Source organism: Mesorhizobium muleiense, from assembly GCF_900099905.1.
GTDB lineage: Bacteria > Pseudomonadota > Alphaproteobacteria > Rhizobiales > Rhizobiaceae > Mesorhizobium > Mesorhizobium muleiense.
Window position 1 is genome coordinate 1 of sequence record NZ_FNEE01000024.1, and the last position, 22,523, is coordinate 22,523.

Here is a 22,523-nt window from a genome sequence, read left to right on the forward strand (position 1 = left end):
CGCACTCCCGAATGCTCTTGCGCTGAAGGTCAGGTTCCCGACCTCGATTTGGAGGTTCAAGTCTGCAACGCCCAAGGTCGTCAACGGGTCGGTTCTTGCCGTCCACCGGCACCAAGCGTCAGACTTTCACCACTAGGTTCTGTTGACAAAGTGCATTGGAAGACAGGCCATAGTTCCAGCACATTTTGCTAAGCAGGCTGGCATGGGACGTGAGTTCATCCATGACGCTGGCAAAGCGCTTCTCAGTTTTCGTTTTTTTTGTTGCATAGGACTTTCTACGCCCGAACTCGGGTTCGGTCATCACCTGCCAATATAGGCGGCTAGTTCGTCCGGCGTCCCATTTGGGAAGGCCTGTTTTAGAAAATTCAAGAACGCCGACACTCGCGCGCTGAGTAGCCGCCGAGATGGGTAGAGCGCCCATAGAGCGATCTCGGGGCCGTCGATATCCCCCCATAGTACCAGCGTGCCGTCAGCCAAGTCGTGGGCCACCAACGAAATGGGAAGACGTGCTGCACCGACGCCGGCTCGCACCGCATCCCGGACCATGATGAGCATCGACAAAGCGAGGACAGGCTCGATTGCAATTGTTGACCGGCCACCTTGTGTCTTCACGTGCCATGTTTGCCGATCGCCCGCCCAGCGCGCGACGCCAGGAGCGGCGAGTCCACCACTCGCGCGAGGAAGGTCAGGGCTCGCCACTACGACCAGGCGGTCGCGGAGAAACGCCCGTCCAACCAGGCTTTCGTCGGGATCTGGATTGACTCGGATTACCAGATCGTAGCCTTCCTCGATCATGTCAACAGGCCGATCCTCAGTCGTAACCTCCAGCCTCACCTCCGGATATTTAAGGGCAAACCCCGCAGCAATCCTCCCCATTGCGGTCTGAGAAAAAAGCAAAGGTGCGCTAATCCGTAATCTGCCCCTGGGTCTCTGACCGCCCGAGGCAATCGCCGAAGCCGTCTCGTCCAGTTCGGCAAGCAGCGCCCCTGTCCGCTCGAAGAGCGCCCGTCCTTCTTCCGTGAGCTTCAGGCTACGCGCACCCCGTTCAAACAGGCGCAGATCAAGACTGCTTTCCAATTCTCCAACGCGCCGCGACAGGGTCGCCTTAGGCCGTCCGGTGGCCCTTGCCGCTTTGCCGAAACCACCGTGGCGGGCAACGAGATTAAAATCGGCGAGGGCAAGAAGATCCATGTGCGTTCCACCAGCGAGACGATGCGTCTAAAATTTCAGCCTATTGGACCCTCAGTGAGCCACACATATTGGCCGTGTCAAGCAACCCAACAGGAGAAATTTCATGACCATTCTCGTTACCGGGGCCACAGGCAATATTGGCCGCCAAGTCGTCGAACACCTCGTCAAGCGCGGCGCTGATGTACGTGCTCTCGTCCGCGATCCGTCGAAAGCCAACTTCCCGGCAGGCGTATCCGTCGTGCAAGGCGACTTTCTCGATGTCGATTCGCTGCGCAAAGCCATGTCTGGAGTTTCCACTCTGTTCCTTTTGAACGCCGTAGTTCCGGACGAATTCACCCAAGCTTTGGTCGCGCTGAACGTCGCCCGATCGGCCGGTATCGAGCGGATCGTATATCTGTCGGTGATCCACGCTGACGGCTACGTGAACGTGCCCCATTTCGCTGGCAAGTTCGGCGTCGAGCGAATGATCGAGCAGATGGACTTCAAGGCTACGATCTTGCGCCCAGCTTACTTCATCCAGAACGATCTGATGATCAAAGACGTCATCACCGGCTATGGCACCTACACAATGCCGATCGGCGACAAGGGTCTCGCCATGATCGACGTCCGTGATATCGCCGAGATCGCCGCCCTTGAGCTGTTGCGCCGTGAACAGGCCGCAGAGCCGCTTGCGATCGACTGGATCAACCTCGTCGGTCCAGAAACACTGACTGGGGCGGATATCGCCGCCATCTGGTCAGACGTGCTCGCCCGCCCGATCAACTACGGCGGCGACAATACCGAGGATTTTGAGCAAAATCTCAAGCAGTTCGTGCCCGCCTGGATGGCCTACGACATGCGTCTGATGGGCGAGCGCTTCTTCACCGACGGGATGCTGCCTGGGGCCGGCGACGTCGAGCGCCTGACTGCCCTGCTCGGACGTCCACTGCGCCCATATCGAGCCTTCGCCTCGGAAACCGCTGCCTCCGCCTGACGGAAGCGCAGCCCCTGTCTGATCACAAGGACTGTCATCATGATTTATTCAACTGCCACAGTTCCGGTGAACCCGGAAGGCGACGTCCCATTGACGCGCGCTCAAGTGTGGAAGGGTCTCGAGCTGAAAGCACGCGACGCCCGCTTGTTCCTTGTCACGGGTCTCTGCACCCGTTGCGACGTTGTGGAGGAAAGCGCTACCCACTTCGTGCGTGAGGCCACGATCGGTGGCCACGACCTGCGCGAAATCGTCACGCTCGAGCCGGAAAGCAAGGTCACCTTCTTCCAGGCATCCGGTCCGCGCGAGGGAGCGATTGTCAACGAACTGTTCGAAGATGGAGAAGGCGCACTGCAGCTTCGCTTCTACTGCTACATTGGCCTGCGCGGCAAAGAGCCAAACGGTCGCGAGGAGCAGGCCGAGCAGGCTCAGTTCGCCAGCGAAAACGGCTACAAGGCCGCCCTGCTGTCGACGCTGAAGCGGACCCGCGAACTGCTCGCAGCGGAAAAGCTCTAATCATCGCCAGAAACACAAGCAACAGGGCGGCTCTCAAGGAGGCGCCCTGCCTTCGCGGGAACAAATGATGCTACGTCCGTCGCCGGACGCGTTCAGCCGCCTCTAACGGTATCGAACCGACCACCGCTCAGCGGCAACGACGGTCATGAAGAACCCGATCGACAACAGCGATGAGAGCACGATGGCGGCGTAGAGCCGGTCGGACTGGTAGTTGAAGGTCGCCTGGATGATCAGCGCGCCGAGACCTTTGTCGGAGCCGATCCACTCGCCGACGATCGCGCCGATCACCGCGGTCGCCGAGGCGATCCGCAGCGAAGCGAAAAGCATTGGCAGCGCGCGCGGCAGGCGCAGGCGCCAGAATACTTCCCAGCGCGTCGCCGACAGCACGCGGAACAGCTCGTGCTCGCTGGGGCTCGCCGATTCCAGACCCCGGATCATGTTGATGAGCGTTGGGAAGAAACAGATCACCGCCGCGATCACGATCTTGGGCAGCATGCCGAGGCCGAAGATGAGGATGACGACCGGGGCCAGCGCCAGCACCGGGATCGTATTGAAGAACAGCACGACCGGAAAATAGGCCGCCTGCAGCGTACGGCTGTGAACGAAGACGACCGCCAGCAGCACTGCGGCGAGGTTGCCGAGCACGAAGCCGGAGAGCGCCTCGATGGCCGTCGGCCAGAGGTTCGACAGGAGAAGCGATCCGTTCCTGGCAAACACGCCCGCTATCGCGGTCGGCGTCGGAACGATGTAAGCGGGCACGCCGGCGAGCGGCAGCAGGAATTGCCATGCGAGAATGAGGGAGCCGGCGCCGAGGATCGGCAGCACGGTCTGTGCGAATGGCGAAAGCGCGCCCTGGTTCACGACGCCGCTCCGAGGGCGGAGCGCATCGTGGCCATTGCCGCGACGATCGCCGGATCCTCGCGCGAGCATCTGTTGTCCGGCCCCTTCAGCGGACGAAGGTCGTGGTCGGCGACGATCCGGCCGGGATGGGCGGCAAGCACGATCACACGCTGTCCGAGATAGACCGCTTCGGCAATGGAATGCGTGACGAACAGCACGGTCGTTCCGGTCCGCCGCCAAAGGTTCAGCAGTTCGTCGTTGAGGCGATCGCGGGTGATCTCGTCAAGTGCGCCAAAGGGTTCATCCATCAGAAGCAGACGTGGCTCGCCAAGCAGCGCCCGGGCGATCGCCAGCCTTTGGCGCTGTCCGCCGGAAAGCTGATGCGGCAGGCGCTCACTGAGGGCCGACAGGCCGACGAGTTCGAGCAGCTCGTCGGCCCGGTCGTCTATCATGCGCGACAGGCTGCGGCGGCCGACCTGGATCGGCAGCCGAACATTCTCGCGCGCCGTGCGCCACGGCAAAAGGGTCGAGTCCTGGAAGACAAAACCCACGCCGCGGCCGGAGCGCGCCGCCGACGGCGTTTCGCCCATCACGCGTATCGTGCCCGCGAGCGGCGCCAGAAGATCGGCGACAACGCGCAGAAACGTCGACTTTCCGCACCCCGAAGGCCCGAGGATCGACAGGAATGTCCCGGCCTCGACTGTCAGTTCGAGACCGGAGATCACCGTCACGGGCGAGCGCCGGCCGGGATAGCCGACGTCGAGCCCGGAAGTTTCGATGGCCGGCGCGGCCATCAAGAGGCGGGCGCGCCGAGCTTCGGCCGATCAGCCGCAGTGAGTTCGAGAAGCTTCGTCGTATAGACGTCCTCGGCCTTCGGCCTGCCGTTCGGGTATTGGCCAATCTGGTCAAGCAGCGCGATCTGGCTCTCGATCGAGGCAGGATCGAAGGTGCCCCATCCATCCTTTTTCGTGTTGTCGTCGAACGACAGTTTCAGCACCAGGGGGATCGTCTTCTTTTCCCAGCCCGCGTCGATCTCGGGATAGGCCGCGACAAGCTTGTCGACCGCCTGCTCGGGATTGGCGTGGACCCAGCCCCATCCTTTGGCGACCGCGCCGATGAATTTCGCCAGGGTCGCGGAATCGGATTCGATGGCGCTGTCGGTCGCGAAATAGACATTGGCATAGGACGCCAGGCCGAGCTCCGACAACAGCAGATCGATGCGATCGTCACCGACGACGCTGAGCGCCTGCGTGTTGGTGATCCAGCCGCCGATCGCATCGACGTCGCCACGAACCAGCGGCGCCTTGTCGAACCCGACATTGACGATGGTGACCTCGGAAGGATCGATCTTGTTCTTCGCGAGCATCGCGTCGATGGCGAAGCGCGCGGTCGGCTGCGTGCCGATCCGCATCCCCTTCAGATCCGCCACCGACCGGATCGGCTTCTCCGGTTTCGACGTCAGCGCATAGGGCCCGGTGCGATAGCCGCAGGCGATTATCCTCACCGGAACGCCGCTCGCACGCGCGGCATAGAGTTGAGGCGATTCCGAGAATTGGCCGAGCTGGGCGGCACCGGACACCACTGGCGGCACGGTGGCGGCGTTCGGCCCGCCGGGGCTGAACTCCACTTCAAGCCCAGATTCGCTGAAGTAGCCATTGGCGACGGCTGCGACGTCGCCGATCTGGCCGTTCGACATCAGCCAGTCATACTGGACGACGAGCTTGGCGGCTGCCGAGGCGCTGGCGCCGAACAGCTGAAGTCCCGGCCCGAAAGCCGCCAGGCCGGCGGCGCCGGCCTTCAGGATCGATCTGCGATTCCACTGCGATGCGTTCCCACTCATCTTCTTGCTCCTTTGTTGGACTGCTTGCATGCGGCGCGGCCCTTTCTTGCGAGGCCGTCGCGATCCAATCACACTTGCGTGTCGTGATAGTCGCCCGGTCCGGCGCCGGTCCAGGCATAGAGTTCCCATAGCGTCCCGTCCGGATCGTGGAAGTAGGCACAGCGCGCGTTCCAGACATAGTCGCCGGGCGGCCCGACGAACGGCACGCCCTTGTCCGACAGTTCGGCGTAGAGCCGGTCGACCTCCCCCGCGCTTTCGAGTTCCATGGCGACGCACGCCTTGTGCGCCTGCTTCGGTGAGCGGACATTCGAGACGCCGCAGTGGCGATTGATGTGGTCCAGTTGCCATGCGGCGAGCGTCACGCGCTCGGAATGAAAATCGACAAAGCCCTCGGCGCGGCGTCTGATCCGGTAGCCAAGCTTCTGCGTGTAGAAGTCGATGGTGCGGTCGATGTCCTCTACAAGCAGGCAGACATCGGTGATTGCCTTGGTCTGCCCGAGCGACATGGTCATTTGCCCCGATTGATCGCGGTGAGCTCGACGCCTACGCGCGATGCGGCGCCTTCGATGTGCCGGCGCATCGCCTCGCCGGCAGCTTGTGGATCACGCGCGGCGAGCGCGTCGTAAATCCGCACGTGCTCGGCGACATTGACCTCGACCAGGTCGTGGAGCGGATTGGTGAGGCGGGCATAGTGGATCGACTGGCGGATTTGCTCGCAGACGAAGGAAATGAAGGTGTAGATGTAACTATTGCCGGTCGCCCGGGCGATCGCCCGATGGAAAAGCAGATCGGCCTCGATGCTGCCATCCTCCCAGCGCTCCTCGCCGCCCATGCGGTCCAGCGCAGCCTTGATGGCGTCAAGCTCATCGGACGTACAGCGCGCCGCGGCGAGCGTGGCGGATTCGGTCTCCAGGATGCTGCGCAGCTCGAAGAGCTGCTCCATGTTGCGCTGGTCTTTCAGTGCCTCACGGTCGATCCGGATGGCTGTCCGCTGTTCCGGCGCCATGACGAATGCGCCCACGCCCTGACGCGCCTCGACCATGCCATCGGCGCGAAGCTGGGCAATCGCTTCCCTGACAACATTGCGGCTGACGCCGAACTTGTCGGCGAGCTGGCTTTCGGTGGGAAGCCGGGCTCCCGGGATGATGTCGCCGCCCTCGATCTCGCGGCTCAGATGCGACGCGACGCGGTGCGGAAGCGCCTCGACGCTGCCGATGATGGACGAACGCTGCTTCATGCGGCTTTTCCCTACAAATCGCCCGGATCAGGCACGAGACATGTCGGATTGAACAGGCCTGCCGGATCGAAGGCTGCCTTGATCGCGAAATGAAGCTGCCGCTCGCGCTGCGAAAGGCCGGCCCAGAACACGTGACTGCGGCTGCGACCGACGCCATGCTCGGCGCTGAACGAGCCGCCGAGCGCTCCGACCAGCTCGTAGAGCCGGGTCAAAACCGCCTGCCCCACGGTCCTCGCTTTGCCGGGGTCGCAATCGATGGGAGGCAGCACATTGAAATGGATGTTGCCGTCGCCCGCATGGCCATAGGTCAGGGATGCCCAGCCAGGCCAGTCGCGCACAATGCACGCGCGTGCTTGCTCGATCAGCGTCGGCACCTGGCTGAGACGAACCGAGAGGTCGGTGCGGACATGATAGCCGCGCCGCGCCTGCCCCTCGACCAGGCCCTCACGGATGGCCCAGAATGTGGCAGCCTGCGAACGGCTTTGCGCGACGACGGCGTCCCTGATCAGGTCGGCCTCGAGGGCGCGCGCCAGCATAATTTCAAGAAGGCCGCCGGCATCTATCCCTGGCCCACAGGCGAGTTCGACGATCGCATGAACCGGACATTCTTGCGTCAGCGGCGAGCGCAGGTTCGGATCGATGAGGTGGACCAGCGGCAGGCACTCCTCGCCGATGACCTCAAACGCGCTGAGAAGGTCGGAGCAGAGATGCCTTGCCGTCCGGAACAGCTCGCACGCCTGGCGGAAGCTGCCCAGTCCGACATAGGCGGTCTCGACCTGCGTCGGCCGGGGCGAGAGCCTTACCTCGACGCCGGTGACGACTCCCAGCGTCCCTTCCGAGCCGATCATCAATTGCTTCAGGCTGTAGCCGCGATTGTCCTTGCGCAGCCCGTTCATGCCGTTCCAAAGGGTGCCGTCCGGCAGCACCGTCTCAAGCCCGAGCACCAGATCACGCGTCATGCCGTAGCGCAGCACATTGATGCCGCCGGCATTGGTCGCGACATTGCCGCCGATCGTGCACGATCCCTGTGCGCCAAGCGCGAGCGGGAAGGTCATCTCGGATGCTTCAGCGGCGTTCTTGACGTCCTGCAGCACAGCCCCGGCATCCGCTTGCAGCGTGAAGTCGAGCGGATCGACGCGGCGTATGCGATTGAGACGCTCAAGCGACAGCACCGCGTAGTCCGAATTGTCTGGAATGGCGCCACCGGCAAGTCCGGTATTGCCGCCTTGCACGACGACGGCGACACCGCTCTGCGAGCACCATTTCACAAACGCCTGGACGTCTTCCACGCATCCTGGACGCACGATGAAGCGGGCACTGCCGCGCCTGTCGCCGCCCCAATCGATGAGGTAGCGTTCTGCCTGAGGCGACTGGCCGTCAATCAGCGCATCACCCGCCAACTGCGCAGGCAGCTCAGCAATTGCGCTGGAAGCTTCGCGTTGAGATGGGCGATCCGTGATCATCGGGTCAGATCATACGGTCATCCTACAACTTCGCAAGTCCCTATTCTCTCGGTTGCCGTCATCACTTCGGCGCGCCGAACTCCGCGGCCACTCGCAATCCACGCCCGCGCCTGAACTGTTCCCCCTCGAAAAATGCTACTTTATAGCCGGCCGGAGCCAATGCTTTAACGTGGTCGCCTGGAACTGTTCTTTATCGGCCTGAACCTGTTCCAGATCTTCGTCGCCTCAAAGGCGAGTCGGTCAAGACCAGCGGAACATCTCGGCTTTGACCTTGGACAGGAACCGAAGCTCGCTCCAATCGAAGCCGGCGCGCGGTGACGATCTGCTCCGAGGTTCGCCTGCCCCTCTAACAAGGGATGCCGGTCCCCTTCTAATAAGGATTGTGTCGAATACAGTTCGCTGATTAGCTGCCTTGCGTAAATCGGGGACATGAAGGACGGCAAGGCTTCGCCGGCCGACCCGACCTATACCGGCCTTGACATTTGCACGCCGGAGACAGCGGATACCTGCATCGCCAAATAGTGCTCCAAATAGCGTTAATTGGGCGGGAGCAAACTCCCGCCCTTTTCATAGCCCGCCCTTTTCCTAGGGGATATCAATGTCGGAATTGTTCTCGCTCAACGGCCGTGTCGCGTTGGTCACCGGTGCTTCGCGTGGCCTCGGCTTCGCCATGGCCAAGGCACTTGCGGAAAACGGCGCGACAGTGATCGTCAATGCCCGCGATCCGGCGGCGCTGTCCGCGGCGGCCGAAAGGATCGGTGCCGAAGCCCAGCCGTTCGATGTCACCGACGCGGCGATCTCGAGGGCGTCGCTCGAAGGGATCGTCGAACGCCACGGCCGCCTCGATATTCTGGTCAACAACGCCGGCATCCAGCATCGAAGTCAGTTGGTCGAATGGCAGGACGAGGATTTCGACCATGTGATTGCCGTCAATCTTTCGGCTTGCTTCCGCATGATGCGCGACGCGGTGCGCCTGATGCTGCCAAACAAGTTCGGGCGCATAATAAACACTGGATCGGTTGCAGCGATCCTTGGCCGTCCCACCATTCACGCCTATGTGGCGGCAAAGGCGGGCCTGCACGGGCTGACACGCTCGACCGCCGCTGAACTGGGCCGTCACGGCATCACCGTCAACGCGATCGCCCCCGGCTATTTCGCTACCGAGCTCAACACCGCACTTATGAGCGACGAGGCCTTCACCAAATGGGTCGAGGCACGAACCCCGGCGGGCCGCTGGGCCCAGCCTGAGGAACTCGGCGGAGCCGTGGTGTTTCTCGCCTCAGACGCTGCCGCCTACGTCAACGGCCATGTGCTGGCCGTCGACGGTGGGCTGTCGGTTTCCCTCTGACCGGCGACGTGCCTTTCAGGAATAAATTTCAGCCAGGCAGCGCTGCGAAATCTGCGAAGACCGGCTGAGTTAGCCAATTCCAAAGACCAGGCTCACGCGCCCATCTGTGAGCTGCTGAACCTTCCGCAGTTCAAGCCCGCGACGATTTTGCGTTGCTCCAAACAGCGCCTTCCCTTCGCCGACGAGCAGTGGATAGAGGATAAGCCGCAGTTCATCCACCAGCCCGGCATCGATGAGGCTCGCGGTCATTCGCGCACCGCCCATGAGATAGATATCCTTGCCCGGCTGCTGCTTGAGGCCAGCGATGTCTTCGAGGCTCCGCACGAAGCGCGTCTTTGGCCAGGCCGCCGAAGTCATCGTGTTCGACAGCACATAATGCGGGGTATGTTCGGCAAAGCGGGCCCATTCGAGCTCCTCCGGCGTCGGCAATTTGCCGGTCATCGGCAACGGCTTGTCCGGCTCATTCTGGATCGCGCTCCAGTAGCGCTCGTAGCCGGCGTACATGATGCTCCCGAGCAGGCAGGCATCGATTTGCGGCATCAGCCCATACTCCTCCGACCACGCGTCGACCCATTCCGCGTAACCCTCGGGTCCCTCCATCTTGCCGTCGACGGAAACCTTCATTCCGGTGATCAATTTGCGCATGACTTCCTCCATCGGGCTTGCGAAATGCAAGCACGTTTTATCGTCGGTTCGTTGCTGGTGTGCGAGCCTCCACGGGCGAATGCCGGTGGAGGCTGGGCGGTGATTTCAGCCGACGCGGTCGTGTCAGGCCGGCAGGCGGCGGTCGTATTCTGCCCGCAGGCGGCTCCAGCCATCCCAGAACGAGGTCGGCGTCTTTCCGGCGAGGCGGGCGGCCAGCATGTCGAGGTGCATGTGCCAGCCGGCGGTGACGTTGAGCTGGATTGCGCGTTCCGGCAGCCGGCGATGGATGACGGTGAGCAGCACATCATTGCCCTTCGGCTCCAGCAAGAAGGAAACCCCGCCGGTGTTTCCCCAGGTAATGGCGAGCTTGTAAGGTTGATCGAGCTCGGTGATCCGGCCCTCCATCCGATGCTCTTCGGGAAAGCCCGCGGGGCGCTGGCCGGGCGGATCGGTCAGTTCGTCGTTACGCCAGATCAACTCGAACGAGGTGCCGGCCTTCATTTCCATCTGGCCAGCAGCCATCCACTGCCGGCGCAGGTCGCTCTCGGTGAGATAGGCCCAGACCCGCTCGATCGGGCCGGGCAAAAGCCGCTGGATGGTGAACGTCGCGGGCTCGGTCAGCTCGCCATAGGCTTCGATGGCTTTCATCTGGTTCATTGGTCGTCTCCTTCTCTTGAGGCGGGCGATTTCCTGGAATCATCCCGGGCCCAGGAATCACCCGGGGCTTTGCGTGCGTCCTCCTCGCGAAGCAGACGCTCGAGGACGTCGAGACGGTTGGTCCAGAAGCGCTCGTAGAAGCCGAGCCATTGGTGGGCGCTGGCCAGCGGTCCGGGTTCGAGGCGGCACAGATGTGTGCGGCCCCTCACCTCGCGACGAATAAGCCCTGCATTCTCCAGCGTCTTGATGTGCTTGGAGGCGGCCGCCAACGACATGGCGAAGGGTTCCGCCAACTGGCTCACCGTTCGCTCGCCGCCGGCGAGGTCGCGAAGCATGTGCCGGCGGGTGGCGTCGCCAAGCGCGTGAAAAACCGCGTCGATCTGGGGTGTCTCTAATTCAACCATGTAGTTGAATATAGAGGCACGCTTTCGAATTGTCAACCGATTGGTTGAATGATCTTGGAAGGGAGTTCCACAGGCGGTCTGCGGCGATCGAAGACATTCGGCAAGTGCAAGGGCCGCGGACATGGTCACCGCGGCGGAAGCGGGACCTTCACTTGCCTTCGAAGAAAGTATGAATCGAGACTTCCATCTTTTCGATGAGTTGAGGGTTTTGGCAGCTTCCAGCCCAGATCAGGGCGTTCAGTCTCATATCCTTGTTGAGAAAGTTCATTTTCCGGGAATCAAGCAGGTATCCCGCGACCTCGTAGTGCCGTCCCTTGATAGCCTCGATAAGCGCGTTGTTTCTTCCGGTCTTGTCAGTAAGATTCACGTCGGCGCCATTCTCGACAAGCAACTTAACGACATCCAGATGCCCGTTCTTTGCCGCTTCAATAAGGGCCGTTCTGCCGTAGTAGTCGGCTCTTGCATTAATCTCTATTTCGGGATGTTTCACGAGGGCTAAAATAGAGGCGTAGTGGCCCTTGGCCGAAGCAAGGCTCAAAGGCGTGCTCTTCCATTTGTTTCTGGAATTCACATCGATTGCTGGGTGTTCGATCAACGCCTCGACCGCCGCGGTGCGGGCATTGAGGGCTGCGAGATGAAGGGCTGACCAGCCGCCGCCGTCCGCCTCGTTGATATTGGCGCCGGCCGCCAATTCCGCTCGAACGGCCCCCGCATCGCCGCTTTCTGCCGCGATCAGCAGATTCGACCAACCTCTCGCCACTTCGACTTCCAAGCTCTCGGTCAATGCAGTCGCCTCCCCGAATGCTCCCTGCAGGATACCATTGTTCCGGTTCGGCCGACATCCACCGAATGACCGGCTTCCATCGAAAAGCCTTTCTCATTCGACGGTGTCCGCAAATACAATCCGAGAGGGGAAGAAGGAGAAGATAGCGAACCTGAGCTTGAGCGAGAGGCATGATGCCTTTGAGTGCCTGACCTAAGAGCGCAACGGCGTCCGACTGACTTCACTCGCAAGCAGAGTGGCGAGGACGTCGAAGTCGGACTGGCTGGTTGGTAATCGGCATGGAAGTTCGACCGGCTCGAACGTGAAGCCAGGCCTCTGATCAAAGCGGAACTGGCCGATATCCTCCGGCAGCGGAGGCCGATAAAGACGAACAGGAAGCGCGCACTCTATCGAGAAACAAAGGGATCATGCAGTCCTTCAGTGCATTCGTCGTCAACAATGTCCGCTGGCTCGCGGGCGCCTTTTTGCTGACCCTCGTCTCGTCCTTCGGGCAGACCTTCTTCATCGCCTTGTCGAACGGCGATATCCGCGAGACGTTCGGGTTGAGTCACGGCGAGTTCGGCGGGCTCTACATGCTGGCAACGCTGCTTAGCGCGGCGACCCTGCCGTTCCTGGGGCGGCCGCTGGACCGGTATTCGACAGTGACCATGGCGATCGCGACGATGCTCATGCTTGCCTGCGCCAGCATTGCGATGGGGTTCGCCGGGTCGCTGCCAACGCTGCTCCTTGCGCTCTATTTGCTGCGCCTTTTTGGCCAGGGCATGATGACCCAGACCGCTCTGACGGCAACAGGCCGCTGGTTCGCCGCGAACCGGGGCCGCGCCGTCTCGGTCGTCACGCTTGGCTTTCATGTCGGCGGCGCTCTGCTGCCTTTCCTGTTCGTCCTCGTGGCCGGCCTCGTCGGCTGGCGGGGAAGCTGGTTCGTCTGCGCAGCCTTCATCCTGGTCGTGGCCTTGCCTCTGGTTTGTGCGCTGGTCCGGAAGGAACGCAATCCGCAGAGCGAGGCCCAGCCGAGGGCGCAACGCGCAGTGAAGCACTGGACGCGGACTGAAGTCCTGCGCGATCCGACGTTCTACGCCATCTGCCTGGGGGTTCTGGCTCCCGCCTTCGTCGGCACGACCATCTTCTTTCACCAGGTCTATCTAACCGAGCTCCGGGGCTGGCCGCTGCAACTCTTCGCCAGCGGCTTCGCCGTCCTGTCCGCCACGACGATGGGTTTTGCGCTTCTGGCCGGGTGGCTGATCGACCGCTTCTCGGCGGTCCAGCTGCTGCCTCTATTCCTTCTGCCGCTGGCGCTGGCATGCTTCGCGGCTGCCTATCTGGCGGCGCCTTTCGCCATCTTCGTCTTCATGGCGCTGCTTGGCATCAGCTACGGCTTCTCCTCGACCCTGGAGGGCGCGATGTGGCCGGAGATCTACGGCACCGCGCATCTCGGCGCGATCCGCTCGGTTGTGGTGGCCGTGATGGTTCTGGCCTCGGCGATGGGTCCCGGCATCACCGGATACCTGATCGACGCCGGCGTCGACTACTCGCTGCAACTGGCCTTGATGGGCGTCTACAGCCTGGCCGCCGCCTTGCTGATGTGGCGGGTGTCGCGGAGGCTGACGCGGGGCCTGTCTCGCGGCTGGAATCTTTCCAGCTCCTGATCGGCCCTGAAATCGTCGACACCAACATTTATGTCGCTAGTTACGGAATGAAGTGCTGGTCCGCGTCAGACGCTAATCGGAAGGTGAGAAGCAAGATGCGAATTGGACGTCGGCAACTTCTTGTCCTGTCGCTCGGAGCGGCTGCCTTCGGCACGGCCCAAGCCTCCGGGCCACTCTGGGCAGCCCTGCGATCCGGAGAAGCCATTGCGCTGCTGCGCCATGCCGCGGCCCCAGGCTCCGGCGATCCGCCTGGCTTCAGGCTCGGTGACTGCAGCACCCAGCGGAATCTGTCGGAAGAAGGTCGTGCGCAGGCCCGCGCGATCGGCGACCTGTTCCGTGCGAACGGCATCTCGTCGGCAGCCGTCCATTCGAGCCAGTGGTGTCGCTGCCTGGATACCGCTCGCCTGCTCGGGATCGGCGACGTCGTGCCTCTTGAGCTGCTCAATTCCTTCTTTGGCGACAGTTCGGCCGCAGAAGTGCGCACCGCTGCCCTTTTGGCGTGGCTCCGCGGGCAGCGTTTCGGCGGACCTGCCGTGCTTGTCACGCATCAGGTCAACATCACCGGTTTGACGGGCGAGGTGCCGGATAGCGGCGAAATGATCATCGTCCGTATTCATGAAGCTGACCCCGTGCAGGTCATCGGGCAGGTTGCCACGCCGGCTTGAGCATCATGGCCTTCGACCCCATCTCGTGCAGCATCGCTTCAGTCGCGGAACAACGACGTGCGAGGAGAGATCGAAGGGAGTGACGGCATGGCTATCGATTTCAACCATACAATACTGCCGGCCCGCGACAGCGAGGCGTCGGCAAAATTCCTGGCGGAAATGCTTGGCCTTCCCGCCCCAAGGCGCTGGGGGCCTTTCCAGATGGTCACCACCGAAAACGGTGCCAACCTCGACTATATGGATACCTCAGGCGAAATCAGGCCGCAGCATTACGCCTTCCTGGTCAGCGAAGCCGAGTTCGACGAGATCTTCGGCAGGATTCGTGAACGGGACCTGCCGTACTGGGCTGATCCTGGCCGGACGCAGCTGGGCGCGATCAATCGCCACGACGGCGGCCGCGGCGTTTATTTCGAGGACCCCAACGGTCATCTGCTCGAGATCATTACCCGTCAGTACGGCAGCGGCGGATGGAACCCGTGATCGCTCGGTGGCGTAGCCAGGCGGCGGACGTCTGCGAGCTGGCCTCATGGCGGAACCTGAACGGTGATCTTGATCGATGAATAATAGGCGGCGACATCAGCTATATCCTCATCGCTCAAGCCCTTGGTCACGACAGTCATCTGCTCGTTCTTGCGCTCGCCTGTCTTGAAGGCGTTCAGCGCCTTGACAAGATAAGCCTCCTTTTGCCCTGCTATGTTCGGCGCGTCGGGCAGCTTGGCGATGCCGTCCTTGCCATGGCAGACTTGGCACTTCAGCATGATTTTTTTGCCCGAAGCGGCATCACCTCCAGCCTGCGCAAGCGACGAACAGGCAAAGAGCGCAGCCAGACTGACGATCAAACGCCTCACCCCGAACTCCTTTATCCAAGAGAAGCAAGCCAGGCAGCAGCAGAAGGCCGCCGCCTGACCAGTCGCTTAATCGCCGTAGGAAATCCGCCAGACGGCCCCGGCCAAATCGTCGGACACCAGCAGCGAACCGTCTTTGAGCATCTGAACATCGACAGGACGGCCGAGATACTCGCCATTCTCGTTCAGCCAGCCGTCAGCGAACACTTCAGCTTTGTCCGCCGTGCCGTCCGCCTTGAGCGAGGTGAACATCACCCGAGCCCCCACCGGGTCCACGCGGTTCCACGAGCCGTGCTGGGTCGAGAAGATGCCGCCGCGGTATTTTTCGGGGAACTGCTTGCCGGTATAGAACGACAGCCCAAGATCGGCCGCGTGAGCCTCTTGCTCGACCTCCGGGAAGATCACGTCTTCGGGGACTGTTGCGTCCTTGTACTCAACCGTACGAACTTTGCCGCCGCCATACCAGGGGAAGCCAAAATTCTGGTCCGGTCCGGTAACACGGTTCATTTCACCTGGGGGAATGGTGTCGCCCATGCCGTCGACCTGATTGTCGTTCACCCAAAGTGTCTTATCCTTTGGGTTGAAATCCAGGCCGAGGGGATTGCGCATTCCGCGCGCATAAATTTTGCGGTCGGTACCGTCCTGCTTCATGCTTATGATGCCGCCGATGCCGAGTTTCTCGAATTCCGGGAGCACTTCGGGGGCTGGCACATTGAACGGCTGGCCGATGGTAATATAGATGCGGTTGTCAGGCCCGACGCGACAGGTTCGGGCCGTGTGATTGTAGCTCTCGTTGGATGCGGGTATCAGCTCGCCCTGCTTCACGATCGGGAAAGCCGCGACATCGGGACCTTCATAGAAAAACTCGGCCGCCGGGAACCACAATACGCGGTTCTGTTCGACGACGTAGAGGTGGCCATCCCTCGAGAAACAGACGCCGTTCGGAACCGTCATTTTGATCGAAGGCGCAAAGGCCTTCACGTCGTCGGCGACGCGGTCCTTGTTGCGGTCGGTCATGGAGTAGACCAGCTCTTTGCGGGTGCCGACGAAGGTCACCACGCCCTGCGGTCCTACGGCGATATGACGCGCGTCGGGAACGATGGCATAGAGAGAGATCTTAAAACCATCCGGGACTTTGACCTTCGCTGCAATGGCTTTGAGGGCTTCGGCGTTTTCTCCGGTTTGCGGGATCGGCTCCATCATCGGTGTGCCGGTCGTCTTGAAGCCGCCAAGTTTCTCGAGATTTTCGTCCTGCGCAAAGGCGGACGTGACGCAAAGGGCGGCAGTGCATGACAAAACGAAAGCCAGTTTCTTGATCACGATATCCTCCCACGTGGCCAGCTTCGCGGCATCTGTGGCAGTCAGACACAACGTTGCGGGCGGTTGCTTTTGTGCGAAATTTCCAGCGCCGAGCACGATCTTCCGGCCGGGACCTAGCGACCGAAAGCGTTGCCTAACTCAATCCCCCTGACAGTCACCTGGGACTGCAGTGGTTGCCGCCACAGCATAACATGTCGGCCCGCCGGGTACCAACGATGAACGGCAAGCTGGCCGGGGCTTTTCAACCAGTCCTCTTATCGGCTGGCCGGGCGGGCGCCGAGTTGGCGCAACAGCCCGAATGTGCTCCAATATCGCCATGTAGAGCTGCCTTCGGACGTCCGGTGAAAAAATGGCATCCAGGCAATGCGAGGCCACCAGAGAGCGGCCCGCCAGGGGGGAATAGATGCGTCGCATCGCTCGGATCTCGCTTGCCATCATCCTTTCGCTGGCCGTCGCAATCCTGACTGCCTGGGCCGGACTTGCCATGTGGTATCGTCTGCCTGTGGCTGAGCTTGGACGGGCTCTGGCCGGCGTCCTGTTCATCTTGTTCGGCCTCGCCACTATCATCGCCCTCTTCAGCCGGTTTCGCATCAAGGCGCTTGTCCTGTTTGCAGCTGCGTTAGCTGTGGTTCTGGTTTGGTGGAGCACCATCAGGCCTTTCGATCACGCGGACTGGGCGCCCGACGTCGCCCGTCAGGTAACCGGCACACGCGACGGAAACCTGTTGACGCTGACTGATGTGCGCGACTTCGAGTGGCGTAGCGCTACTGATTTCACCGAACGCTGGACAACGCGGACCTACGACCTCTCCAGCGTTCAGACGGTGGATCTCTTCATGTCTTATTGGTCCGGGACCAAAATCGCCCATGTCATCATAAGCTTCGGCTTTGCAGGAGGCGACTATCTTGCCTGGTCGATTGAGGTGCGGCGCCATGGAGGCGGCAAATTTTCACCCATGGCAGACCTGTTCAAGAGCAATCCCCTGGTCATTATTGCGGCTGATGAGCGAGACGTCGTCGGCGTCAGGTCAAACGTTCGCGGAGAGGATGTCCAAATCTATCGGCTAAAAGTGTCACCGGAAGCGGCCCGGGCGCTCTTGCTGGAATACGTCTTGGACGCAAATGCACTTTCCACGACTCCAGAATTCTATAATTCCATCACGACGAACTGCACGACCACGATCGTCAAGATGATGCGAGCCGTCGGTGACGTGGTGCCTCTTGACTGGCGCCTCATCGTTAACGGCTATCTTCCCGAATATGCGTATGCACGGGGTGCGCTCGATGTCAGCTTGCCGATGTCGGTTTTGAGGGAGGCGGCCCACATTGACGGCCGTGCGCGGGAGTCGGGCCTTTCGCCAGATTTTTCGAGATCGATCCGGATTGGCGTGCCATCCCCCGGTCCAATTTATTGATCTCTGGAACCATGTTTGGAAACGCTGGGCGGTTCGAACCGGATCTCATCCCGGCTTCACGGCGCACTTCTACTTTCTCCACCTGTCGACTCGCATTGGCGGACGCCGCGCCTAGATAAGCACTGCGCTGGGCGGAGCGATGCAGAAGGACCTGAGCATGCCTGAACAAATTACCCTGACTAAAGCTGAGCAGATCACATTGAACGATGGCTCAGCCATTCCCCAGATCGGCCTTGGCGTTTGGCAGGTCGATCCAGCCATTACGGCCCAAGTCGTGAGTTGGGGAATCGAGGCCGGCTACAGACTGATCGACACCGCCGAAGGCTACCAGAACGAGGAAGGCGTCGGGCAGGCGATCCGCACGGCTGGCGTGCCGAGGAGCGAACTGTTCATCACCTCGAAACTGCGCAACGGCGCGCATCAGCGTGACGCCGCCCGGCGGGCTTTCGACGAGACGATGAACAAGCTCGGCATCGAACAGATCGACCTGTTCCTGATCCACTGGCCGGTGCCCAGCCAGGGCAAATATGTCGAGGCGTGGAAGACGCTGATCGAACTCAGGCAATCCGGCCGGATCAAGTCGATTGGTGTTTCGAATTTCAACCAGGACCATCTGGAGCGGATCATCGGCGAGACTGGTGTCACACCCTCAGTCAACCAGATCGAACTCCATCCCCGGTTTCAACAGCGCCAGACCAGAGAATTTCACAGCACGCACAACATCCGCATCGAAAGCTGGAGCCCGCTGGGCAGCGGCCGGCTGTTGAGCGACCCGACCCTCGAAAAGATCGCCGGAAAACACCGCAAGTCCGTGGCGCAGGTGATCATCCGCTGGCATCTTCAGGAAGGGCTGATCGTCATTCCAAAGTCGATCCACCAGGATCGGATTGCCGCCAATTTCGACGTCTTCGAATTCGAGCTGGATTCAAAGGACCTCGAGCTCATTCGAGGCATGGATTCATCAGACGGCCGTACGGGCGCGAACCCGGCCACGGCTGCGTTCCTGTTCTAAGCAAGCTTGAAGAGAAGGAGCCGACGGGCGAACTGCCAATCTCCCCCACTTGGGGGGAGATTGGCAGCTGTGACGATCGCGCTCAGCCTCATATCCCCGATCCATCCAGCAGCGGGACATCTTCTTCGTCCCAGGGGCTCGGCAATGAACCCTTGCTCAGATTGGCTGTCGGCAGTGGCATCCAGCATTTCAGCTCGGGCTCGGCGTATTCAACCACGCGTCCGGGCGACGAGTCGGAAGCGCGCCAGCCTTCGCTGCCGAACTGGTCGGCTCGAGACCAGTAAGCCAGGTCGACTTCCGCTGGCCCCTGCTCAGACGGCCGAACTGTGACCAGGATTCGGCTGCCATCCCTTGGCGCGCTCGACATGTGACGCCAGCGATCGGGCTCGTCCATCGTAATCTCCTCGCGCAATCTGCATCTCGGCTGTCCAGACGAATAGTCGCTTCGCGCACAAGGCCGGTCAACCCGAACTTTGCGCCGGCAGTCTATGATTGGCCGCCTGCCGGTTTGGCGCGACATGGGCTGCCGGTCATCAGCGCACCTTCGCCTTGACTGCCCAGGCTCTCGTTTTCAGGGGAATGGACCCGCCCTCGCCGCGCGGCAGACTGTCGCGGAGCCTCTCCATCAATCTCTGGCGAGCTGCGGGGTCGAGACTCATGCAGTAGCCGGGCGCCGGTCCCGCACCCAGGGTGAAGGGGCGCCAGTAGTCCTCAAAGTCCTTGAACACGGCCGGCATTTCAATCCGGGTGGAGTCGATGGAGCCCAGGCCTGCCTTCTCCGCGAGATCGGTCAATCCATCTTGTGTGCAAAATGGAAAACGCCTGTCTTCGGTAAGGTCGATGGCACCGGGGTCAAGCGCCGTCGCAGCGGTCCAGAAGGCCCGCATGAATTCCACCCCGCCGCCAGGATAATCCCACACATAGAATCCAATCGTCGCTCCAGAGCGGGCCACTCGCCGCATCTCGGCGAGCGCCTTTTGCCTGTCGGGGACGAAGTTGAGGACAAGCGCCGACACGACCATGTCCTTGCTGCCCGATTCGACTGCCAGGGCCTGCGCATCGCCTGCGAGAAACGCGACACGCTTGTCCGGCACGTTTGCCCGCGCCTTGGCGAGAAACCCCTCCGACGGGTCTATGGACACCAGGCTCCCGGGATTGCAACGGGCCAGGATGGCTGCCGAGAGCGCCCCGGTTCCGCAGCCTACCTCCAGCCAGTCCAGACCCTGCGCCGGATCGAGCCAATCCAGGAACGGTGGAGCGATCTGACGGCTCCATCGCCCCATATAGAGGTCGTAGCTATCCCCGGCCTGCCAGGTGTCGTGGCGCGTTGCCTCAGCCATCGCAATCTCCTCCCCTGATGATTTCGACCCGTCGGACCGTGAGAATACGCCCGCCGCCCTCGCGGGAACAGGGGGCCAGGAAGGTCTGTCCGGGGGATCGTACTCGGATGCCGACACGCGCACGCTCGGCCCCGGGCCGGCAAGGCAGACGATCCGGGCGCTGGACATCTCAGATCCGAAAGCAAACCGCTGCTGCCGTCACCTGGACGCGTTCGTGCTCAGCCTGCCCGGAACGCGAGGCTCCGCCTCATCAGTTGGATGCTGAGCGCCAGGTCTCCGCTTCCGATGAACCAGGGCGACAGTATCCGGGACGATCTCAGTCCGCGATAGAGCAGATAGGGAAATCCGAGCGACAGGGCGATCAGCGCCAACTCGGAAGACATTCCGAAGTCCCGCAGCGTAAAATGAACGAACTGATGGACGAACATGATCACCAGGGAGGCTGCGCCGATTTCCGCCAACGGAGCGATGCGCAAGCTCGGCATCGCCATGAAGCGGACGAGGCCGAGGATAAAGGTCGAGATCGCCAATGCAACGAGCAGGCCGAGAAGCGGTGGGCCGAAGATGGCGTTCTTCATGCTGAAGGTAAAGTCGGAACCCGTCCGCGCCGCCGCGAGCGCGACCCCGGCAACCGCCACGACAAACACCGCCGACCACAGCGCGCTCATGCCGCGTTCGCGCAGGAAATGTCCGAACCAGAATGCGCCGATGGCGAGCGGCACGTTCGTCAGGGCCAGCGGCGCGCGCACCTCCTGCCAGTAGGCCTGGATTGAATAGGCGAGGCCGACGGATGCGCCGACGAAGATCAGCATTCCGGGATCGGTCGGTCCGCTGGTCCTGATCGCGACCTCGTTGTAGACGAGTTGCGTGGCGACGAGGCAGGTGACGAACCAGAACACGCCGAGTTCGCGCGTCAGGTGCCGTCCGCCCAGCAGCGCGTCGGTGATGAGTTCCCTGATCTGCCAGGGCGCCGGGGTGTCGCCGCGCAAAAAGTCCACAACGAGCACGCTCGCCATGATCGCGCCGAGAAACATCACATAGGGGATGAGCAGGCCCTGGACGCGCTTGCGGAAAAGCGCCTTCCTCTCCGTCACGGCAAAAAGGTAGCCTGATATGATGAAGAAGAACGGCATGAAGAACAGCGATGCCGCAAAGTAAATCGGGTGCGCCCAGCGCCAGGTGCTGTGGTCGAGGACGTGGGCCATGACGACGAGGGTGATTCCCAAGCCCTTGGCGGTGTCCAGCCAGGTCTCACGTATGGGCAGGTTCAACTTCAGCGTTTCCTGGATACGGCTTATCGGCCGGCCCGGTCCTTCGGTTTCGATGGCGATTGTGCACCGCATCATACTGTGTGGCAAGTGCGAATTGGCCCGGCGTCACGGATTGCCGATCGAAATTGCCGCCGACGCAATGTCGCATAAAGGCGGCAAAATTCAGCATTCCGCTTGATTTTCCGCCGATCTTCACCCATTGTTGCGTTGCACAATAACAGGCTGGTGCCGACTATGGCAGTTCAAGAGCTTACTATAGGAAACCTTGACCGGCACGGGCTGTCGTTCTTGCAGCCAGACGGCTGTTGAAATCGATCGCGCTTTGACGTCGGATCGACCAGGTCCGATTCAAGTAGCAAAGGACCAAGATGCTTCGCGATTTGTCCGCCTACAAGAAAATGTTGATGCTCGGCATTGTCGGGCTGGTGCTCGTCGCCATTCTCGACGCCTTCAGCAATCTGCCCGTCGTCTCCGGCTGCGCATTCTACGGCAATTGCGCGATCGATAGCTCCGTAGAAGCACCGATCGGGCACAGTCAGGATCCGACGCTGCAATGAAGGCCCCCGGCAAGACGGCGCTTATCGTCTATGACGGCGACTGCATCTTCTGCCAGAGCTATGTCCGCTTTGCCCGGCTGCGCGACGCGGTCGGTCCTGTCGAGCTGCTCGACGCGCGCTCCGGCGACCCGCGCGTTGTCGGGTTTCAGCGCCAGGGCTTCGACCTGAACGAGGGCATGCTCTTCGTTTTCGAGGACCGCGTCTACCACGGCGAGGAAGCCATCAATCTCCTGGCGATCCTCAGTTCCTCTTCGACGCTTTTCGGCTGGCTCAACCGCAGGATTCTCTCAAACAGGACGGCCGCGCGGCTGATCTATCCGGCGCTCAAGCTCGGACGCCGGGCCACCCTGAGGCTTCGCGGCCGCTCGCTGATCCCTGCCGACCTCGAACGGCGCTAAAGCATGTCACAAAAGCGCACCCTCGGGCCCTGACCCGAGGGTGCGCAGCGGTTTTGCGACAACGACATGAACTTAAAGCGCCGCGTGTCCCTTGCAATCGCGACACGCTTTGGACAGTTCCCGGCGAAATGGATGGCTAGACTGCCCGGCGACATCTACC

26 protein-coding genes are annotated in these 22,523 nt (G+C 61.6%); 10 read left to right on the forward strand and 16 right to left on the reverse strand.

The features are described 5' to 3' along the window. Positions 1-300 precede the first annotated feature (300 nt). Positions 301-1,191 (reverse strand): LysR family transcriptional regulator, encoded by an 891-nt coding sequence (locus tag BLT09_RS27725; protein WP_091599218.1) that lies wholly within the window; start codon positions 1,189-1,191, stop codon positions 301-303. A 103-nt stretch (positions 1,192-1,294) separates the two neighbouring features. Here BLT09_RS27725 and BLT09_RS27730 point away from each other — a divergent pair, with 103 nt between their 5' ends. After that, positions 1,295-2,164: an SDR family oxidoreductase gene (locus tag BLT09_RS27730; protein ID WP_091599220.1), complete on the forward strand. Its 870-nt coding sequence runs from the start codon at positions 1,295-1,297 to the stop codon at positions 2,162-2,164. A 39-nt stretch (positions 2,165-2,203) separates the two neighbouring features. After that, the gene (locus tag BLT09_RS27735) at positions 2,204-2,677 is read left to right on the forward strand and encodes an SRPBCC family protein (RefSeq protein ID WP_091599223.1); all 474 of its coding nucleotides are present in this window, start codon (positions 2,204-2,206) and stop codon (positions 2,675-2,677) included. 102 nt (positions 2,678-2,779) lie between these two features. On the opposite strand, the gene BLT09_RS27740 is transcribed toward BLT09_RS27735, so the two are convergent. The 6 genes from BLT09_RS27740 to BLT09_RS27765 form a co-directional block, all read right to left on the reverse strand. Continuing rightward, the gene (locus BLT09_RS27740) at positions 2,780-3,538 is read right to left on the reverse strand and encodes an ABC transporter permease (protein ID WP_236473056.1); all 759 of its coding nucleotides are present in this window, start codon (positions 3,536-3,538) and stop codon (positions 2,780-2,782) included. Beyond that, complete coding sequence (locus tag BLT09_RS27745; protein ID WP_091599228.1) at positions 3,535-4,311, reverse strand: ABC transporter ATP-binding protein; 777 nt, start codon at positions 4,309-4,311, stop codon at positions 3,535-3,537. Before BLT09_RS27745 ends, BLT09_RS27740 begins: the two co-directional genes overlap by 4 nt. Beyond that, positions 4,311-5,357, reverse strand: a complete 1,047-nt coding sequence (locus BLT09_RS27750; RefSeq protein ID WP_091599401.1) for an ABC transporter substrate-binding protein — start codon at positions 5,355-5,357, stop codon at positions 4,311-4,313. The genes BLT09_RS27745 and BLT09_RS27750 overlap by 1 nt, the downstream gene beginning before the upstream one ends. A 68-nt stretch (positions 5,358-5,425) precedes the next feature. Then, positions 5,426-5,863 (reverse strand): VOC family protein, encoded by a 438-nt coding sequence (locus BLT09_RS27755; RefSeq protein ID WP_413468390.1) that lies wholly within the window; start codon positions 5,861-5,863, stop codon positions 5,426-5,428. Positions 5,864-5,865: 2 nt separating this feature from the next. Next, the gene (locus BLT09_RS27760) at positions 5,866-6,594 is read right to left on the reverse strand and encodes a FadR/GntR family transcriptional regulator (protein WP_091599234.1); all 729 of its coding nucleotides are present in this window, start codon (positions 6,592-6,594) and stop codon (positions 5,866-5,868) included. Between the two features lie 11 nt (positions 6,595-6,605). Further along, positions 6,606-8,057: an FAD-binding oxidoreductase gene (locus tag BLT09_RS27765; protein ID WP_091599237.1), complete on the reverse strand. Its 1,452-nt coding sequence runs from the start codon at positions 8,055-8,057 to the stop codon at positions 6,606-6,608. 598 nt (positions 8,058-8,655) lie between these two features. Here BLT09_RS27765 and BLT09_RS27770 point away from each other — a divergent pair. Next, complete coding sequence (locus BLT09_RS27770) at positions 8,656-9,405, forward strand: glucose 1-dehydrogenase (RefSeq protein WP_091599240.1); 750 nt, start codon at positions 8,656-8,658, stop codon at positions 9,403-9,405. Between the two features lie 69 nt (positions 9,406-9,474). Here BLT09_RS27770 and BLT09_RS27775 read toward each other — a convergent pair whose 3' ends face one another. From BLT09_RS27775 to BLT09_RS27790, 4 genes are all read right to left on the reverse strand, one after another. After that, on the reverse strand, positions 9,475-10,062 hold the full coding sequence (locus BLT09_RS27775) for a dihydrofolate reductase family protein (protein WP_329608758.1): 588 nt from the start codon (positions 10,060-10,062) through the stop codon (positions 9,475-9,477). A gap of 111 nt (positions 10,063-10,173) precedes the next feature. After that, complete coding sequence (locus BLT09_RS27780; protein ID WP_091599243.1) at positions 10,174-10,707, reverse strand: SRPBCC family protein; 534 nt, start codon at positions 10,705-10,707, stop codon at positions 10,174-10,176. Further along, the gene (locus BLT09_RS27785; RefSeq protein ID WP_091599246.1) at positions 10,704-11,111 is read right to left on the reverse strand and encodes an ArsR/SmtB family transcription factor; all 408 of its coding nucleotides are present in this window, start codon (positions 11,109-11,111) and stop codon (positions 10,704-10,706) included. Before BLT09_RS27785 ends, BLT09_RS27780 begins: the two co-directional genes overlap by 4 nt. Before the next feature lie 148 nt (positions 11,112-11,259). Beyond that, positions 11,260-11,895: an ankyrin repeat domain-containing protein gene (locus tag BLT09_RS27790; RefSeq protein ID WP_091599248.1), complete on the reverse strand. Its 636-nt coding sequence runs from the start codon at positions 11,893-11,895 to the stop codon at positions 11,260-11,262. Positions 11,896-12,302: 407 nt separating this feature from the next. On the opposite strand from BLT09_RS27790, the gene BLT09_RS27795 reads away from it, so the two are divergent. The 3 genes from BLT09_RS27795 (at position 12,303) to BLT09_RS27805 (ending at position 14,686) form a co-directional block, all read left to right on the forward strand. Then, positions 12,303-13,541, forward strand: a complete 1,239-nt coding sequence (locus BLT09_RS27795) for an MFS transporter (protein WP_091599251.1) — start codon at positions 12,303-12,305, stop codon at positions 13,539-13,541. A 95-nt stretch (positions 13,542-13,636) separates the two neighbouring features. Next, positions 13,637-14,206 (forward strand): histidine phosphatase family protein, encoded by a 570-nt coding sequence (locus BLT09_RS27800; protein ID WP_091599255.1) that lies wholly within the window; start codon positions 13,637-13,639, stop codon positions 14,204-14,206. 87 nt (positions 14,207-14,293) lie between these two features. Further along, positions 14,294-14,686, forward strand: a complete 393-nt coding sequence (locus BLT09_RS27805) for a VOC family protein (RefSeq protein WP_091599258.1) — start codon at positions 14,294-14,296, stop codon at positions 14,684-14,686. 44 nt (positions 14,687-14,730) lie between these two features. Here BLT09_RS27805 and BLT09_RS27810 read toward each other — a convergent pair whose 3' ends face one another. After that, the gene (locus BLT09_RS27810; protein WP_413468391.1) at positions 14,731-15,054 is read right to left on the reverse strand and encodes a c-type cytochrome; all 324 of its coding nucleotides are present in this window, start codon (positions 15,052-15,054) and stop codon (positions 14,731-14,733) included. Positions 15,055-15,120: 66 nt separating this feature from the next. Beyond that, entirely contained in the window at positions 15,121-16,371 is a 1,251-nt protein-coding gene (locus BLT09_RS27815; RefSeq protein ID WP_413468392.1) for a PQQ-dependent sugar dehydrogenase, read from the reverse strand. Between the two features lie 403 nt (positions 16,372-16,774). Here BLT09_RS27815 and BLT09_RS27820 point away from each other — a divergent pair, with 403 nt between their 5' ends. Both BLT09_RS27820 and BLT09_RS27825 read left to right on the forward strand, forming a co-directional pair. Continuing rightward, positions 16,775-17,785 carry an Lnb N-terminal periplasmic domain-containing protein gene (locus BLT09_RS27820; protein WP_091599261.1) on the forward strand — a complete coding sequence of 337 codons (1,011 nt, stop codon included), beginning with the start codon at positions 16,775-16,777 and terminating at the stop codon, positions 17,783-17,785. Positions 17,786-17,942: 157 nt separating this feature from the next. Next, a complete protein-coding gene (locus BLT09_RS27825; protein ID WP_091599410.1) occupies positions 17,943-18,797 on the forward strand; it encodes an aldo/keto reductase in 855 nt (284 codons plus the stop codon). 88 nt (positions 18,798-18,885) lie between these two features. Here BLT09_RS27825 and BLT09_RS27830 read toward each other — a convergent pair whose 3' ends face one another. The 3 genes from BLT09_RS27830 to BLT09_RS27840 form a co-directional block, all read right to left on the reverse strand. Next, positions 18,886-19,191, reverse strand: a complete 306-nt coding sequence (locus BLT09_RS27830; protein WP_023799134.1) for a hypothetical protein — start codon at positions 19,189-19,191, stop codon at positions 18,886-18,888. A 139-nt stretch (positions 19,192-19,330) separates the two neighbouring features. Then, complete coding sequence (locus BLT09_RS27835) at positions 19,331-20,137, reverse strand: class I SAM-dependent methyltransferase (protein ID WP_091599264.1); 807 nt, start codon at positions 20,135-20,137, stop codon at positions 19,331-19,333. Positions 20,138-20,355: 218 nt separating this feature from the next. Continuing rightward, positions 20,356-21,408 carry an acyltransferase family protein gene (locus BLT09_RS27840; protein WP_167366557.1) on the reverse strand — a complete coding sequence of 351 codons (1,053 nt, stop codon included), beginning with the start codon at positions 21,406-21,408 and terminating at the stop codon, positions 20,356-20,358. Between the two features lie 368 nt (positions 21,409-21,776). Here BLT09_RS27840 and BLT09_RS27845 point away from each other — a divergent pair, with 368 nt between their 5' ends. Both BLT09_RS27845 and BLT09_RS27850 read left to right on the forward strand, forming a co-directional pair. Further along, positions 21,777-21,965: a hypothetical protein gene (locus BLT09_RS27845; RefSeq protein ID WP_091599270.1), complete on the forward strand. Its 189-nt coding sequence runs from the start codon at positions 21,777-21,779 to the stop codon at positions 21,963-21,965. Further along, positions 21,962-22,363 carry a DCC1-like thiol-disulfide oxidoreductase family protein gene (locus tag BLT09_RS27850; protein ID WP_091599273.1) on the forward strand — a complete coding sequence of 134 codons (402 nt, stop codon included), beginning with the start codon at positions 21,962-21,964 and terminating at the stop codon, positions 22,361-22,363. Before BLT09_RS27845 ends, BLT09_RS27850 begins: the two co-directional genes overlap by 4 nt. Positions 22,364-22,523 lie beyond the last annotated feature (160 nt).

Coding starts and splice junctions, on each gene's coding strand:
- BLT09_RS27830 (WP_023799134.1), bottom strand. CDS start 19,191: ATGGACGAGCCCGATCGCTGGCGTCACATGTCGAGCGCGCCAAGGGAT.
- BLT09_RS27770 (WP_091599240.1), top strand. CDS start 8,656: ATGTCGGAATTGTTCTCGCTCAACGGCCGTGTCGCGTTGGTCACCGGT.
- BLT09_RS27750 (WP_091599401.1), bottom strand. CDS start 5,357: ATGAGTGGGAACGCATCGCAGTGGAATCGCAGATCGATCCTGAAGGCC.
- BLT09_RS27745 (WP_091599228.1), bottom strand. CDS start 4,311: ATGGCCGCGCCGGCCATCGAAACTTCCGGGCTCGACGTCGGCTATCCC.
- BLT09_RS27725 (WP_091599218.1), bottom strand. CDS start 1,191: ATGGATCTTCTTGCCCTCGCCGATTTTAATCTCGTTGCCCGCCACGGT.
- BLT09_RS27765 (WP_091599237.1), bottom strand. CDS start 8,057: ATGATCACGGATCGCCCATCTCAACGCGAAGCTTCCAGCGCAATTGCT.
- BLT09_RS27850 (WP_091599273.1), top strand. CDS start 21,962: ATGAAGGCCCCCGGCAAGACGGCGCTTATCGTCTATGACGGCGACTGC.
- BLT09_RS27845 (WP_091599270.1), top strand. CDS start 21,777: ATGCTTCGCGATTTGTCCGCCTACAAGAAAATGTTGATGCTCGGCATT.
- BLT09_RS27780 (WP_091599243.1), bottom strand. CDS start 10,707: ATGAACCAGATGAAAGCCATCGAAGCCTATGGCGAGCTGACCGAGCCC.
- BLT09_RS27805 (WP_091599258.1), top strand. CDS start 14,294: ATGGCTATCGATTTCAACCATACAATACTGCCGGCCCGCGACAGCGAG.
- BLT09_RS27820 (WP_091599261.1), top strand. CDS start 16,775: ATGCGTCGCATCGCTCGGATCTCGCTTGCCATCATCCTTTCGCTGGCC.
- BLT09_RS27730 (WP_091599220.1), top strand. CDS start 1,295: ATGACCATTCTCGTTACCGGGGCCACAGGCAATATTGGCCGCCAAGTC.
- BLT09_RS27760 (WP_091599234.1), bottom strand. CDS start 6,594: ATGAAGCAGCGTTCGTCCATCATCGGCAGCGTCGAGGCGCTTCCGCAC.
- BLT09_RS27775 (WP_329608758.1), bottom strand. CDS start 10,062: ATGGAGGAAGTCATGCGCAAATTGATCACCGGAATGAAGGTTTCCGTC.
- BLT09_RS27795 (WP_091599251.1), top strand. CDS start 12,303: ATGCAGTCCTTCAGTGCATTCGTCGTCAACAATGTCCGCTGGCTCGCG.
- BLT09_RS27835 (WP_091599264.1), bottom strand. CDS start 20,137: ATGGCTGAGGCAACGCGCCACGACACCTGGCAGGCCGGGGATAGCTAC.
- BLT09_RS27800 (WP_091599255.1), top strand. CDS start 13,637: ATGCGAATTGGACGTCGGCAACTTCTTGTCCTGTCGCTCGGAGCGGCT.
- BLT09_RS27755 (WP_413468390.1), bottom strand. CDS start 5,863: ATGTCGCTCGGGCAGACCAAGGCAATCACCGATGTCTGCCTGCTTGTA.
- BLT09_RS27735 (WP_091599223.1), top strand. CDS start 2,204: ATGATTTATTCAACTGCCACAGTTCCGGTGAACCCGGAAGGCGACGTC.
- BLT09_RS27825 (WP_091599410.1), top strand. CDS start 17,943: ATGCCTGAACAAATTACCCTGACTAAAGCTGAGCAGATCACATTGAAC.
- BLT09_RS27785 (WP_091599246.1), bottom strand. CDS start 11,111: ATGGTTGAATTAGAGACACCCCAGATCGACGCGGTTTTTCACGCGCTT.